This is a genomic window from Oceanibacterium hippocampi (genome assembly GCF_900172325.1).
Lineage (GTDB): Bacteria > Pseudomonadota > Alphaproteobacteria > Sneathiellales > Sneathiellaceae > Oceanibacterium > Oceanibacterium hippocampi.
This window is the reverse complement of record NZ_FWFR01000001.1, coordinates 1,966,175-1,981,244: the sequence shown is the minus strand read 5'-3', so window position 1 is coordinate 1,981,244 and position 15,070 is coordinate 1,966,175. Positions and strand designations below refer to the sequence as shown.

Sequence of the window (15,070 nt, the reverse complement as noted above, 5' to 3'; positions counted from 1 at the left end):
ATTACGGTGATACGGTCTGCCCTGACGGCTGTCAACGCGGCCCCACGGGGGCTGCGTCACCTGGTCGTTTGCAGCCGCGCCCCGCGGTGGTTTAAAGTCGCGACACGTAGAGAGGGGCGGCAGCCCCGCAAGCTGGAACGAAGCGCCATGAACGAGCTCCCGATCGGCCGCCTGTCGACCAAGAAGGACGGCGCGCGCGCCGCCCCGGCCCCGGCCTATCCGGCAACCCGGATGCGCCGCAACCGCCGCCATGACTGGACCCGCCGGCTGGTCGCGGAGAACACGCTCACCGCCGGCGACCTGATCTGGCCGGTCTTCATCAAGGACGGCACGAACGAGGCCGAGCCGATCGCCTCGATGCCCGGCGTCGAGCGGCTGACCATCGACCTCCTGGTCGAGCGGGCGACCGAGGCGCGCGATCTCGGCATCCCGGTGATCGCGCTGTTCCCGGCAACCGATCCCCGGCTCAAGACCGACGACGGCGACGAGGCGCTCAATCCCGACAACCTGGTCTGCCGCGGCGTGCGCGCGCTGAAGGCGGCGCTGCCCGACATCGGCGTGCTCTGCGACGTCGCCCTCGACCCCTACACCTCGCACGGCCAGGACGGGCTGCTCCGTGACGGCCATGTGGTCAACGACGCCTCGGTCGAGGTGCTGGTGCAGCAGTCGCTCAACCAGGTCGAGGCCGGCTGCGACATCATCGCGCCGTCGGACATGATGGACGGCCGGATCGGCGCGATCCGCACGGCGCTGGAACAGGCCGGCCATGTCGACGTGGCGCTGATGGCCTATGCGGCGAAATACGCCTCCGCCTTCTACGGGCCGTTCCGCGACGCGGTCGGCTCGACCGGCAACCTCGGCAAGGGCGACAAGCGCACCTACCAGATGGACCCGGCGAACGGCGACGAGGCGCTCCGCGAGGTCGCGCTCGACATCGCCGAGGGCGCCGACATGGTGATGGTGAAGCCCGGCATGCCCTACCTGGACATCTGCACCCGGGTGAAGCAGCGCTTCGGCGTGCCGACCTTCGCCTACCAGGTATCCGGCGAATACGCGATGCTGGCAGGCGCCGCCGAGCGCGGCTGGCTGGACGGCGAGCGGGCGATGATGGAAAGCCTGCTCGGCTTCAAGCGCGCCGGCTGCGACGGTGTGCTGAGCTATTTCGCGGTCGAGGCCGCGCGGGTGCTCAAGGGCGGCTGACGAGAGCCAGCCGCCCCGGAGCCCGGGACGCTATTCGACCAGCACGAAGGTTTCCGCGCGGAAGCCGTTGAAGTCGGAGGAAACGGCATTCGAATAGGCGCCGATCTGGCCGATGTCGATCCAGTCGCCCTCCTCCACGTCGTCCGGCAGCATGAAGCGGCTCGGCAGCATGTCGAGGCTGTCGCAGGTCGGGCCGTAGAAGGTGAATTCCTGCATCGTCTCGGACTTCGGCGAGCCGTCGCGCTTGATCAGCCGGACCGGCGGGGTCAGGTTGGCGTCGCGGATCTCCGACAGGCTGCCGAAGACGCCGTCATTGAGATAGAGCCGGTCGCCCTTCCGGAGCATCACGCGGACCAGCAGCGAGACCGAATCGGCAACCATGCCGCGGCCGGGCTCGCAGAGCAGGTGCGCGTCGGGGCCGAGGTCGAGCCGGGCCCATTCCTCCTTGATGATGTCGAGGAAGACGTCGAGCGGCGGCGGCTCCTGGCCGCCATAATGCGCCGGGAAGCCACCGCCGCAATTGATCCAGCGGGGCTTCGCCTGCGTTCCGGCGAGCACGTCGCGGACGACCTCGAAGCCGCGCCGCCAGGCTTCCGGATCGACGCATTGCGAGCCGACATGGAAGGAGATGCCGCACTCGAAGCCGTATTCGTGCACCTTGTCGAGCAGCTTGATCGCGTCCTCCCGGGTCGCGCCGAATTTGCGCGACAGTTCGTAGGAGGCGCCGGACGGCGGCGTCGCCACCCGGACATGGATGATCGGCGGCTCGTCGATGCCCTCGACCCGGCGGATTTCCTCGCGGATCTTCTCGAGTTCCTTCCAGTGGTCGATCGTGTAATGGCGCACGCCGTAGACGCGATAGGCCGACTGGATCGCCGCCCGGCTCTTGATCGGGTGGTGGAAGAACAGGCCGGGTTCCTCGAACAGCTCCGAGACGAGGGCGATTTCCGGCAGCGAGGCGCTGTCGAAATTGTGGATCCCCGCCTTGTAGAGCGTGCGGAGCACGAACGGATGGGGATTGCATTTCACCGCGTAGAGCACGGTGCCGGGGAAGCCTTCGATGAAGGTCCGGGCACGGGCCGTCAGCCGGCCCGCGCGAACGCAGAAGACCGGGTAGCTCGGCCTGAGCGCCGTAACGACGGCATCGACATTGGGATATATCCGGGGCCCGCTGGCACCCGCTGCTTTCGTTGTCGTCATCGGTCTCGCATTCGCGGTGAAGGTGGAATGGAAGGATGCATATCGAGCGGAACACAGCGAATGTCGAGTGACAATTCACAATCCCCCGCCATTCGCCCGGGCCGCTCGTCCGCGCCCCCCGGTTCCGCTACTTTCCGTTGAAGACGCGCAGCCGCCGGATCAGGCTCGACGTGTCCCAGCGGTTGCCGCCGAGGCCCTGCACCTCGCCGTAGAACTGGTCGACCAGCGCGGTCACCGGCAGGCTGGTGCCGAGGCGCTTCGCCTCCTCCAGGCAGATGCCGAGATCCTTGCGCATCCAGTCGACCGCGAAGCCATGCTCGAACTCGTCGTCGATCATGGTCCGGTAGCGGTTCTCCATCTGCCAGCTCTGCGCCGCGCCCTTGGAGATGACCGAGATCACCTCGGCCATGTCGAGACCGGCCTTCTCGCCGAAATTGATCGCCTCGGACAGCCCCTGGACGAGGCCGGCGATGCAGATCTGGTTGACCATCTTGGTGAGCTGGCCGGAACCGACCTCGCCCAGCCGCTTGCAGGCCCGCGCATAGGCGTCGATGATCGGCGCGGCGGCGTCGAAATCGGCCTGGGCGCCGCCGCACATGACGGTCAGCACGCCGTTCTCGGCGCCGGCCTGGCCGCCGGACACCGGGGCGTCGACGAAGCCGAAGCCGGCCTCTTTCGCGATCGCGCCGAGTTCGCGCGCGACATCGGCGGACGCGGTCGTATGGTCGACGAAGATCGCCCCCTTCGACATCCCGGCGAAGGCGCCCTCGTCGCCGAGGACGACGCTCCGGAGATCGTCGTCGTTGCCGACGCAGGCCATCACGAAGTCGGCCCCCTTCGCCGCCCCGGCCGGCGTCGCGGCCTGCGCGCCGCCATATTCCGACACCCATTTACCGGCCTTCGGCGCCGTCCGGTTGTAGACGGTGACACGATGACCGGCCTTCTGCAGGTGACCGGCCATGGGATAGCCCATGACGCCCAGACCGATGAAGGCGACGGATTTCGACATGACGGCGCTTCCTTCTTGATGTGAGTTGGCTTTGACGGCCTTATAGCCCAGGCTCGACGGCGTACAAAGCGCCGCAAGGATTGCCCGCCAGGTTCGGGGGAGACGGGAAGACGATGGGGAGATGGCTGTTGCGCGGCTTCGCCGTGCTGATCCTGCTGATCGGTATCGCTGCGGCCGGCGGCTATTACTACCTGCGGACCTCGCTGCCGCAGCTTGACGGCGAGATCGCGCTCGCCGGCCCGTCGGCGCCGATCACCATCACCCGCGACCGCAACGGCATCCCCCATATCGAGGGGCAGAGCATCGAGGACGCGCTCTTCGGCCTCGGCTTCGTGCATGCCCAGGACCGGCTCTGGCAGATGGAAATGAACCGCCGCATCGGCGCCGGGCGACTTAGCGAGATCCTCGGCGAGGCGACGGTCGGCACCGACCGCTTCCTGCGCACGCTCGGCGTCTACCATTTCGCCGAACGGAACTATTCCCGGCTTAAGCCGGAGACGCGCGCCCGGCTCGACGCCTACGCGGCCGGGGTGAACGCCTTCCTGGAAAACCGCTCCGGCGCGCTGCCGGTCGAGTTCGTCATCCTGGGCGTCGATCCGGAGCCCTGGACAGCGGCCGATTCGCTGGTCTGGCTGAAGATGATGGCCTGGGACCTGTCCGCCAACTGGTCGAGCGAGTTGCTCCGCTTCGCGCTTACCGAGCGGTTGACGCCGACCGCCATCGGCCAGTTCCTGCCGCCCTATCCGGGCGACGCGCCGGTCTCCCTGCCCAATCTCAAGGCCCTTTACGACAGTACCGGGCGCGGCCTTACCCGGCTTGCCGGGATCGCCCCGCCGCACCTGCCACGCGGTGCCGGATCGAACAACTGGGCGGTCTCGGGCGCGCGCACCGTTACCGGCAAGCCGTTGCTCGCCAACGATCCACACCTCGGGTTGTCGGCGCCGGCGCTCTGGTATCTCGCGCATCTGAAGGCGCCCGGCCTGGACACGATCGGCGCCACCCTGCCCGGCATCCCGGCCGTCGTGCTCGGCCGCAACGACCGTATCGCCTGGGGCTTCACCAACACAGGGCCGGACGTCCAGGACCTGTATATCGAACGCAACCCGGCCGGCGATCCGGATTCCTACTTGACGCCTGACGGCCCGGCCGCCTTCGCCTTCCGCGACGAGGTCATCAAGGTGAAGGATTCGGCCCCGGTTTCCTTCCGGGTCCGGATCAGCCGCCACGGTCCGATCATTTCCGACGCGATGGCCAGCGTTCGCGCCGACCTGCCCTCCGACACCGGGCTCGCCTTCGCCTGGACCGCGCTCGACGACGACGACACCACCGCCGACGGCGGCCTCGCCATGATGACGGCAACCGACTGGGACAGCTTCGTCGGCGCGCTCCGCAGTTTCCGGGTGCCGCAGCAGAATATCCTCTATGCCGACGTCGACGGGAACATCGGCTACTACGCGCCGGCGCATATCCCGATGCGCAAGGCCGAGAACGACATCCGCGGGCTGATGCCCTCGCCCGGCTGGGACGACCGCTACGACTGGGACGGCTACATCCCGTTCGAGGACCTGCCGCAGGCCTTCAACCCGGAAAGCGGCGTCATCTACACCGCCAACCAGAAGGTCGTCCCGGACAACTATCCCTATCACCTGACCTTCGAATGGACGCCGCCCTACCGGGCGCGGCGCATCGCCACCCTGCTCGACGAGACCGAGAAGCATTCGGTCGAGAGCTTCCGCGCCATGCAGGCGGACGTCCGGTCGACCATGGCCGGCGACCTGCTGCCGCTGATGACCACGATCGAGGGAAGCGACGAGAAGGCGGCGCTGGCGCTTGCCCAGCTGCGCGCCTGGGACGGCACGATGGCGGCCGACATGGTGGAGCCGCTGATCTTCTCCGCCTGGTACCGGGAGTTCACCCGCCTCGTCTATTCTGACGACCTTGGCCCGGACCTGTTCGCCGACGCCTGGAGCCAGCGCCCGGTCTTCATTACCAACGTGCTGCTGGACCGCGAGGGCCAGGGCGCCTGGTGCGACGACGTGACGACGGACGCGGTCGAGGATTGCCCGACCATGCTGCGGCGCGCCCTCGACCTCGCTATCGCCGACCTGGAAACGCGCTACGGCAGCGACCGCACGGCCTGGAACTGGGGGACGGCGCACCACGCCCATGGCGAGCATCGCCCGTTCGGCAAGGTGCCGGTGCTGAAGGACCTGTTCGACGTCGATGTGCCGACCATGGGCGGGACCTACACCGTCGACGCCGGCCGCTTCGATATCGCCAACGGGACGGCGCCCTTCGCGAACGTGCATTCGGCCTCCTACCGGGCGATCTACGATCTCGCCGATCTCGACCGTTCGATCTTCATCCATTCGACCGGCCAGTCGGGCAACCGGCTGTCGCCGCTCTACAAGAATTGGGCGGAGGACTGGGCGAAAGTCGGGTATGTAGCGATGACGACCAGCGCCGCCGACTACCAGGCCGGCGCGCTCGGACGGCTCATCCTGACCCCGAAGCCGGACTGAACAAGGACCAGAAGACGATGACTGTCGATTTCGCGGCGATCGAGGCGGCTGCCGACGCTATCCGTGACGCCGTGGTGCGCACGCCGAGCGCCTATTCGAGGACGCTGAGCGCGATCACCGGGGCCGAGGTCTGGCTGAAATTCGAGAATCTCCAGTTCACCGCCTCGTTCAAGGACCGCGGCGCGCTCAACCGCATGCTGACGCTCACCCCCGAGCAACGCAGCCGCGGCGTGATCGCGCTTTCGGCCGGGAACCATGCCCAGGGGGTAGCCTATCATGCCGAGCGGCTGGGCATCCCGGCGACCATCGTCATGCCCTTCTTCACCCCCTTCGCCAAGGTCCGCCAGACCCGCGCCTTCGGCGCCCGGGTGCTGCTCGAGGGCGAGACGCTGGCCGAGTGCCAGGGCCTCGTCGACCGTCTCGGCGAGAAGGAGGGACTGACCCTCATCCATCCCTACGACGACGAGAAGATCATCGCCGGCCAGGGCACCTGCGCCCTCGAATTCGTCAGCGACCACAAGGACATCGACATCCTCGCCCTGCCGATCGGCGGCGGCGGCTTCATCGCCGGTTCGGCGATCGCGGCGAAGGCGCTGAAGCCGGATATCGAGGTCGTCGGCGTCGAGGCGTCGCTCTATCCGTCGATGTACCAGGCGCTGCACGCGCTCAAGCCGTCGGCCGCCGGCCAGACCATCGCCGAAGGCATCGCGGTGAAATATCCGGGCAAGCTGACCCTGCCGGTCGTGCGCGACCTGGTCAGCGAGATCCTGCTGGTCGACGAGAGCGACATCGAGCACGCGATGGCGCTGTTCATCGAGATCGAGAAGACGGTTTCCGAAGGGGCCGGCGCGACCGGTCTGGCCGCCCTCCTCGCCTATCCGGACCGCTTCGCCGGCCGCAAGGTCGGCCTGGTGGTCACCGGCGGCAATGTCGATTCACGGCTGCTCGCCTCGGTGCTGATGCGCGAACAGGTGCGCCAGGGGCGGGTCGTCCGGCTGCGCATCAAGATTCCCGACACGCCCGGCACGCTGGCCCGGATCACCGGCCTGCTCGCCAATGCCGGCGGCAATGTCATCGACGTCTATCACAACCGGCTGTTCAGCGACGTCTCGGCCAAGCACGCCAATCTCGACCTGGTGATCGAGACCCGCGACCGTCAGCACATGCGCGACATCATACAGGCGATCGAGAGCGCATCCTTCATCGTCTCGGTGCTCGACAACCAGCAGGCGAGCGGCGAGGAATAGCGCTCAGGCCGATTCCAGGCGATTGTAGCGGCCGCGGTAGTAGACCAGCGGCTCGGCCGGATCGCCGACGATCACATCGACCACCCGGCCGATGAAGATGACATGGTCGCCGCCGTCATGCTGGGCGAAGGCCTCGCAATCGAAACAGGCGAGCGCCTCGGGGAAATAGGGGCTGCCGGCCGAGGTCTCGCTGTAGCCGACGCCGTTCCAGCGGTCGGCCTGCGGCAGCGAGAAGATCCGCGACAGCACTTCCTGTTCCCGGCCGAGCACGTTGACGGCGTAGCGCCGCGCCCGGATCAGCGGGCCGAACTGCTGGCTCAGCCGGTCGATCGAGAACAGGACCAGCGGCGGATCGAGCGAGACCGAATTGAACGAGTTGACCGTGATACCGACCGGACCGGCTTCGGCGGTCATCGCGGTGACGACGGTCACCCCGGTGACGAACCGGCCCATCGCTTCGCGGAACGCCGACGCATTGACTGACTTGGCAGGCATCATAGTCCAGTTCCGTCCATTTCTCCCCGGCTGAGCTTTAGCATAGCCTCCGCACGCGCTCTACCCCGTGGCGCGGCCCGGATGCCAGACCAGCAGCCGGGTCCCCCGCCGGTCGCCGACCTCGACGATCCGTTCCGGCGCCCGGTCCGGCACCTCGAAGCTGTTCGACACGAACAGCGCGCCGGGGGCGAGTTCGGCCTCGGCCTTGGCGAACAGCCGCGCCATGGGAACCGGCGACAGGAAGCAGTAGACGCAATCGTAACCCGACAGGTCGTGGCGCCAGAGATCGCCGCGGACGATGCGGACATTGCCGCAACCCGACAGGGCCGCGCGGAGACGGGCCACCAGCCACGGCATCGGCGCCGATTCAACGCCGCAGAAGCGGCCCTCCGGGAAATGCCGCGCGAGCGCGATCACGGTGCCGCCGAAACCGCAGCCCAGGTCGACGAAGGCGCCCCGCTCGCGCCCCTCGAGCAGCCCGGCGAGCGCCACCCGGGTCGCCCGGTTGGTCAGGTAGAGCGGCACCTGGCCGCGCGCGCTGTTCCAGTAGAAAAGCAGCAGCAGGGCGAAGACCGCGAGATAGAGCCACGGCGGCAGCCCGAGATCGCGGGCCGCGAACAGCGCCGCCGGCAGGGCGAGCTGGATCGGCAGCCACCACCAGCGCAGGCCGAAGGCGAGGCCGAGCAGCGCCGCCACCGCGCCCTGCAGGACAACGACCTGCCAGAACGGCAGGCCGATGCCGGCGAGCGGCGCGAAATCCCGGTTGGCGATCGGCACCGAGAGCGCCAGCAGCTGCGCGATCATGGCCCGCACCAGCGGCGCCCGGGCGGCAAGCATACTCACGGCCGCGATCTCGGCGTTTCCCGGACCGGCGCGTCCGGCCGGGCTCTATCACTTATTGCTAAGGGGAAATTAACCCTTCCCTGCCGAGAATGAGCGCCGTTCGTCCCTCGGAAAAATACTGCGTGCAAACCGCTCATGTTCTGGATCATCGGTTTCGTCGTCGTTTTCGGATCTGTCGCCGGCGGCTATGCCCCGCACGGCAGTTTCGCCGTGCTTTTTCAGCCGCTCGAGTTCCTGATCATCCTCGGCGCCGCGATCGGCGCCTTCCTGCAGGGAAACCCCAAATGGGTCATCATCGGCGGATTGAAGCAAATCGGCCGGATCGTCAAGGGCGCGCCGCATAGCAAGAAGAGCTACCTGGAACTCCTCACCCTGCAGTATGCGATCTTCAAGCTGGCGAAATCCAAGGGCATGATCGCGCTCGAGCAGCATGTGGAGAATCCCAAGGACAGCCCGCTGTTCCAGAATTTCCCGACGTTCCTCAAGGATCACCACGCGGTCGACTTCATCTGCGACTACCTGCGCCTGATGACCATGGGCACCGAGAATCCGCACCAGATGGAAGACCTGATGGATATCGACATCGAGACCCATCACCACGAGGCGCATTCGATCGCCGGTGCGTTCGGCAACATGGGCGAGGCCCTGCCCGCTTTCGGCATCGTCGCCGCCGTGCTCGGCGTCATCGTCACCATGGGCTCGATCAGCGAGCCGCCGGAAATCCTTGGCGGCCTGATCGGCGCCGCCCTCGTCGGCACGTTCTTCGGCATTCTCATGGCTTACGGCCTGGTCGCCCCGATCGCCAAGAACATGGAAGCCTATTCCGATGCCGAGACCAAGTATTACGAGTGCATGAAGCGCGGCATGCTGGCCTATCTGCAGGGCTATGCCCCTGCCGTCGCCGTCGAATTCGCGCGCAAGACGCTCTACAGCCACGAGCGGCCGACCTTCGCGGAAGTCGAGGAAGCCTCCAGCAACGCGCCGAACGTCTAGGCGGCCGATGCCTGAAGGGGCGCGCTGATGGATAACCAGCCGATCATCGTCAAGAAGATCAAGAAGGGCGGCCATGCCGCCCATGGCGGCGCGTGGAAGGTCGCCTATGCGGACTTCGTGACCGCCATGATGGCCTTCTTCCTGCTGCTCTGGCTGCTCAACGTGACGACCGACGAACAGAAGATGGGGATCGCCGACTATTTCGCGCCGGCCGCCGCCAGCAAGTCCTCGTCGGGTGCCGGCGGCATCCTGGGCGGCCGCACGATGTCGCCCGAGGGCGCGCGGATTTCCGACGGCGGCGTACCGAGCGTCGTGGTCACCATCGCCCCGCCGCCGGAAGAGACAGCGGACCGGCTGAAGGACGACGAGGGCGCCGGCGACGGCACGCACGGCTTCGACAGCGAGGACGACGAATTCCTCCGCGAAGCGGTCGAGAAGGAGGAGAAGTCGTTCGACAAGGTCGAACAGGCGCTCCGCCAGGCCCTCGAATCCGATCCGGAGCTGTCCGGCCTGGCCGAGCATCTGCTGATCGAGAACACCAAGGAGGGTCTCCGGATCCAGATCGTCGACCAGTTCCGCGAATCGATGTTCGAGATCGGCAGTTCGCGGATCGCCGACCGGGCGAAGGCCCTGATGGGGCAGATCGCGCGCGCGATCACCAACATGCCGAACCAGATCGCGATCAGCGGCCATACCGACGCGACGCCGTTCCGCGAGAACAACGGCTATTCGAACTGGGAGCTGTCGGCCGACCGGGCCAATGCCAGCCGACGGGCGCTGGTCGAGGCCGGCGTGCCTCCCGACCGCTTCGCGGAAGTCACCGGGCGGGCCGCCCGCGACCCGATGCTGGTCGACGATCCGACCAACCCGGGCAACCGGCGGATCAGCATCCTGCTGCTCAGGACGGCGCAGCTTCCCGATCCGACCGCCAACTAGGCGTCGGACCGCCCCCCGCGATCGGCGAGGGCCCTGCGGACGGCACGGGAAAGCATCGTCTTGTCGTAGGGTTTCGCCAGAAGCTTCCGGGCCAGCCCGACGATCATGGGACTGCCGCCGCCCGCCGCCGGGTCGCGTTCCCTCGCATAGCCGCTGGCCAGCAGGATGGCGATCTCCGGACGCTCGACATGGGCCGCTTCGGCAAGCTGAAAGCCATCCATGCCGCCCGGCATGACGACGTCGCTGAACAGAAGGTCGATATCCGGCTCCTGCCGCAGGATGGCCAGGGCCTCATGGCCGTCGCCGGCGACCAGCACGCGATAGCCGAGTTCGCCCAGATGGAAGGCCGCGAGCGCGGCCAGATCGGCCTCGTCATCGACCACGAGAACGGTTTCGCTGCCACGCGGCAGGGACGGCGCGGCCGGACCGTCCGCCGGCGACGGCAGGAGGGCCTCGTTCGCCCGCCTGAAATAGAGCGCTACGGTCGTGCCGCGCCCCGGTTCGGATTCGATGTCCATCACGCCACCGCTTCGCAGCACGAAGCCGTAAACCATGCTGAGACCGAGACCGCTGCCGCTGCCGCCGGTCTTGGTCGAGTAGAACGGCTCGAGCGCCCGCGCGCGGACCTCCGGCGACATCCCCTCGCCCTCGTCGGCGACCGACACCGCGACATAATCTCCGGGCTCCAGTCCGGCCGGTTCGGCAGCGTCGCCGTTGCCGTCGATCCGCGCATTGCGGGTCGAGATCACCAGCCGGCCGCGGCCGCCCATCGCGTCGCGGGCGTTGAGCGCGAGATTGAGGATCGCGTCCTGCAGGTCGCCGACGTCGAGATCGATCAGCCAGACATCCTCCGCCAGCGCGGTCTCGATGGTCACCGAGACGGTGAGCGACTTACTCAGGAGGTCAATCGCGTCGCGGACCGCCTCGTTCGGCGAGACGATCCGGCTCTCGGCCGCCTTCCGTCGCGAGAAGGCCAGGATCTTCCGGGTCAGGCCGGCGCCGCGATTGGCCGCCCTGAGCGCCAGGTCGACGCGTTCGCCGGCGAAATCGTCGTCACCGTACAATTCCCGGATGATTTCCAGGTTGCCGACGATGATGCCGAGAATGTTGTTAAAGTCGTGGGCGATGCCGCCGCTGAGCTGACCGATCGCCTCCATGCGCTGGTTCTGGGCAAGCTGGTTCTCGAGCTTCTTCTGGTCCGACAGGTCGACGACGATCACCGGCACGCTGCGGAAGCCCGCCTCGTTCGTCGGTATCGGGATGGACACGAAGGTCTGCAACTCGTTGCCGGACTGCGCCCTGAAGATCAGTTCCGCCCGGAAGGCGTTCTCGCCGTTCCAGATCGCCAGCAGCAGGGCACGGAAGGCCGCGATGTTCCGCGGGGCGAGTTCCGCATGGAACAACCGCTCGAAGTCCTCGAACGAGTCCGTCCCGAAAAGCCGCCGGGTCGCGTTGTTGACCTGCGTCAGCCCGACCCCCTCGAGCAGATTCAACAGCAACGCGGGGTCGGCATCGAGAAGCGCGCCGAGATCCTCCGACCCGCGTTGCCGGAACTCCAGGAGCCTGGCATGCAAGCCGGAGAAGTCGTTGATCCAGATCGCGACCTCGGCATGCTCGAAGATGCCCCGGAAGCGCTCCTCCCGGACCCTGAGTTCCCGCTCCGACGCATGCAGTCGCTGCAGGTAGCGGTTCAGGGTCTCGACGAGCCGGCCGAGTTCATCGGCCTCATGGCCTTCCGGCATGGCGAGCGGCGCGGTCAGAAGGTCGCCGCGCTCCTGCGAGTCGAACCGGCTGACCAGTGACTCCAGCGGCCGGGTCAGCCAGTGACGGAAAACGAGGAGCAACAGGACGGCGAGCGAACCATTGAGCGCGAGAGCGACCAGCAGCGTCGTCGCCGACCGTTGCAGGAAGCCGTCCGCGATCGTGACCGCGTCCAGTTCGAGCGTCAGGGTGCCGACAACCTCCTGCCCGTTCGGGGCATGAAGCACGATCTCGTAATGCCGGTTGTCGTGAAACAGCCGCTGCAGGAGTTCGAGGAACAGGCCGACCTTCTCCGAGCGGCTGCTTTCCGCCAGTGCCAGGCCCGTCGCGTCATAGATCGCCGCGCTGCCGACGATGCTGTATCGCGACAAGCCGTTGACGACTTCCGAGGCCAGCCGGTTGTCGCCTTCGAACGCGGCGCGCGAACCGGGAAGCTCGGCCGCGGCCAGTATCTGCCGGGCAACGCGCTCGCCCCGGGACTGCTCGGCGAACAGGTCGCGCACGATCTGGGTGGCACTCAGCGCCAGGCTCAGCAGCACCGTCGCGCCGACCGCCAGCGCCGTCAGCCGGGCGCCGATGCGGCTCGCCCGTTTCGGCGGCTCCGGAGGCGGTGCGACCAGGTCGACTTTCGCGAAATTCACAGCGGCTGTCCGGACTGCGGTTCCGATGCCGCCGTGCCGGCAGCGTCCGGGCGGTCCTCCCGGGACGTAACGGCCGGCTGACCCGCCACGGCCCCGCCCGCGGGGCCGCAAAGGATAGCCCCGGACAAAAGCGGCTCGCAATACAGACGCGGCATTGTCTTGCCTTACATGCGCAAGGTAACCGAAGTAGAGGCGATCTTAGAGAATCGCCGCGCAATAGCACAGGACAATAACCGCCCGCATCCCCGACGGTTCCGTCTTGTGGCGGTTTGCAGTCGGTATCAGGCCCGGCCGGGCGCTTCGGCAACGTTGCGGACGCTGCGATCGTCGATCGGCCAGTGCAGCAGCGCCGCGGCAACCCCGAGCCCGATCGAGATCCACCACACCCCGTCGTAGGAACCGGTGGTGTCGTAGAAATAGCCGCCCAGCCAGACCCCGAGGAAGCTGCCGACCTGGTGGCTGAAGAAGACGAAACCGAACAGCGTCGACATGTAGCGGGGCCCGAAGATCTGCGCGACCAGCCCGGAGGTGAGTGGCACCGTGGAGAGCCACAGCAGGCCCATCCCGACCGCGAACAGCATCGTGCTCAGGGTGGTGATGGGCAGCGCGATATAGGCGATGATCACCGCGCTCCGGGCGAGATAGATGAGGCTCAGGCAGTATTTCTTGGAATACCGGCCGCCGGCGATCCCGGCCGCGAAGGAGCCGACGATATTGGCCAGGCCGACCAGCGCGAGCGCCCAGGCGCCGGTCGCCGCCGGAAGGCCCGCGTCGACCAGGTAGGCCGGCAGATGGACCGCGATGAAGGCCAGGTGGAAGCCGCAAACGAAGAAACCTGCGGTCAGCAGCAGGAACCCGCCATGGCGGCGGGCCTCGCCGATCGCCGCGCCGAGCGACTGGGTCTCGGCATGATCGGCGACCGGCGTGGCCGAGCGAAGCCCGAAGGCCAGCGGCAGCATCACCAGCACGATCGCGGCCAGGATCAGGAAGGCATTCTGCCAGCCGAAGGCGCTGAGCAGTTCCTGGCCGATCAGGACCATGGCGAACTGCCCGGCGCTGCCGAGCGCGGTGCCGATGCCGAGCGCGAGCGACCGATATTTCTCGTCGACCGCGCGGCCGACGGCACCGAGCACGACCCCGAAGCTGCATCCGGCGAGGCCGATGCCGATCAGCAGGCCGGCCGACAGATGGAACGTCCAGGGTTCCGAGGTCGCCGCCATGAGCAGCAGGCCGAGGAAATAGAGCAGCGTGAAGACGGCGAGCGTCCGCGCCGCGCCGAAGCGGTCGGCGATCATGCCGGCGACCGGCTGCATGGCCCCCCAGACCAGGTTCTGGATCGCCATCGCCAGCGCGAAGACCTCGCGTCCCCATCCGAGATCGGCGGACATCGGCTGCAGGAACAGGCCGAACGCCGAGCGGATGCCGAAGGCGATGAAAAGGATCAGGCTGCCCGACAGGACGATGACGACGAGGTTTCGTGTCGACTGGCTCATGCGGGGCTCCCGACGATTTTCTATGACAAGCGAAGTAGCGCCAAAGGCACCGCACGGCACGCGGCGATCTGGCACGATTGCTGTTCCGCGATTGCAAAAGTACCCCGCCGGCCCCATTTCCGGGAGAGCAATCGCCCACAGGGGAGGCCGCCGTGACACGCAATCAGAAGCTTCCGGACTTTCCGGACCTGTCGTTCCGCGACGGCGACCGGAACGCGGCCGATCCGGCCGACGCGCTCGATCCGGCGGTCTATCCGGAACTCTACGACGGGGTCGCCCCGGCGCGCGCGCTCGCCTACCTTATCGACGCCATCTGCATTGCCCTGCTCATCTTCGCCGTCGGCTTCGCCTTCACCCTGCTCAGCATCCTGAGCCTCGGCATCCTGTCGCCGATCTGGCTGATCTTCCCGTTGATCCCGCTCGCCTATCACAGTTTCTTCGTCGGCGGCCCCCATTCGGCGACGATCGGCATGCGGGTGATGAATATCGAGGTCCGCCTGCTCGACGGCCGCCGGCCCGACTATCTGCTCGCCCTGCTGCATACCATTCTTTTCTATGCCAGCATTTCGGTGACCGCCTGGCTGATCGTCCTCGTCGCCCTGTTCAACCGGCGCGGCCAGTGCGTGCACGACTTCCTGCTCGGCACGGTGGTGATCCGCAATCACCCGGCGCTCGCCGCCCAGCCGAAGCTCGAGGCCGGCGGCAGCGGCCGGCACTGAGGCCGGCCCGG

General features: G+C 67.4%; 12 protein-coding genes. 6 read left to right on the top strand and 6 right to left on the bottom strand.

Going from position 1 to position 15,070, the window contains the following annotated elements:
- Positions 1-147 precede the first annotated feature (147 nt).
- Entirely contained in the window at positions 148-1,200 is a 1,053-nt protein-coding gene (gene hemB, locus OCH7691_RS09375; protein ID WP_085883113.1) for a porphobilinogen synthase, read from the top strand.
- A gap of 30 nt (positions 1,201-1,230) precedes the next feature.
- On the opposite strand, the gene OCH7691_RS09370 is transcribed toward hemB, so the two are convergent.
- Entirely contained in the window at positions 1,231-2,400 is a 1,170-nt protein-coding gene (locus OCH7691_RS09370) for a type III PLP-dependent enzyme (RefSeq protein WP_085883112.1), read from the bottom strand.
- 127 nt (positions 2,401-2,527) lie between these two features.
- A complete protein-coding gene (locus OCH7691_RS09365) occupies positions 2,528-3,460 on the bottom strand; it encodes an NAD(P)-dependent oxidoreductase (protein ID WP_281251908.1) in 933 nt (310 codons plus the stop codon).
- A 62-nt stretch (positions 3,461-3,522) separates the two neighbouring features.
- On the opposite strand from OCH7691_RS09365, the gene OCH7691_RS09360 reads away from it, so the two are divergent.
- Positions 3,523-5,931 (top strand): penicillin acylase family protein, encoded by a 2,409-nt coding sequence (locus tag OCH7691_RS09360; RefSeq protein WP_139839601.1) that lies wholly within the window; start codon positions 3,523-3,525, stop codon positions 5,929-5,931.
- A gap of 17 nt (positions 5,932-5,948) precedes the next feature.
- Positions 5,949-7,178: a threonine ammonia-lyase gene (locus tag OCH7691_RS09355; protein WP_085883110.1), complete on the top strand. Its 1,230-nt coding sequence runs from the start codon at positions 5,949-5,951 to the stop codon at positions 7,176-7,178.
- Between the two features lie 3 nt (positions 7,179-7,181).
- On the opposite strand, the gene OCH7691_RS09350 is transcribed toward OCH7691_RS09355, so the two are convergent.
- Positions 7,182-7,673 (bottom strand): flavin reductase family protein, encoded by a 492-nt coding sequence (locus tag OCH7691_RS09350; RefSeq protein ID WP_217807877.1) that lies wholly within the window; start codon positions 7,671-7,673, stop codon positions 7,182-7,184.
- 60 nt (positions 7,674-7,733) lie between these two features.
- On the bottom strand, positions 7,734-8,510 hold the full coding sequence (locus tag OCH7691_RS09345; protein ID WP_085883108.1) for a class I SAM-dependent methyltransferase: 777 nt from the start codon (positions 8,508-8,510) through the stop codon (positions 7,734-7,736).
- Positions 8,511-8,651: 141 nt separating this feature from the next.
- Here OCH7691_RS09345 and motA point away from each other — a divergent pair, with 141 nt between their 5' ends.
- Together motA and OCH7691_RS09335 are read left to right on the top strand one after the other, a co-directional pair.
- Positions 8,652-9,509: a flagellar motor stator protein MotA gene (motA, locus tag OCH7691_RS09340; RefSeq protein ID WP_085883107.1), complete on the top strand. Its 858-nt coding sequence runs from the start codon at positions 8,652-8,654 to the stop codon at positions 9,507-9,509.
- A gap of 27 nt (positions 9,510-9,536) precedes the next feature.
- Complete coding sequence (locus OCH7691_RS09335) at positions 9,537-10,445, top strand: flagellar motor protein MotB (RefSeq protein WP_085883106.1); 909 nt, start codon at positions 9,537-9,539, stop codon at positions 10,443-10,445.
- On the opposite strand, the gene OCH7691_RS09330 is transcribed toward OCH7691_RS09335, so the two are convergent.
- Both OCH7691_RS09330 and OCH7691_RS09325 read right to left on the bottom strand, forming a co-directional pair.
- Positions 10,442-12,847, bottom strand: coding sequence for an ATP-binding protein (locus OCH7691_RS09330; protein ID WP_176244977.1), 2,406 nt, complete (start codon positions 12,845-12,847; stop codon positions 10,442-10,444). The genes OCH7691_RS09335 and OCH7691_RS09330 overlap by 4 nt on opposite strands.
- A 281-nt stretch (positions 12,848-13,128) precedes the next feature.
- Complete coding sequence (locus OCH7691_RS09325; RefSeq protein WP_085883104.1) at positions 13,129-14,340, bottom strand: MFS transporter; 1,212 nt, start codon at positions 14,338-14,340, stop codon at positions 13,129-13,131.
- 152 nt (positions 14,341-14,492) lie between these two features.
- Between OCH7691_RS09325 and OCH7691_RS09320 the strand changes: the two genes are divergently transcribed.
- Positions 14,493-15,059 carry an RDD family protein gene (locus tag OCH7691_RS09320; protein ID WP_176244976.1) on the top strand — a complete coding sequence of 189 codons (567 nt, stop codon included), beginning with the start codon at positions 14,493-14,495 and terminating at the stop codon, positions 15,057-15,059.
- Positions 15,060-15,070 lie beyond the last annotated feature (11 nt).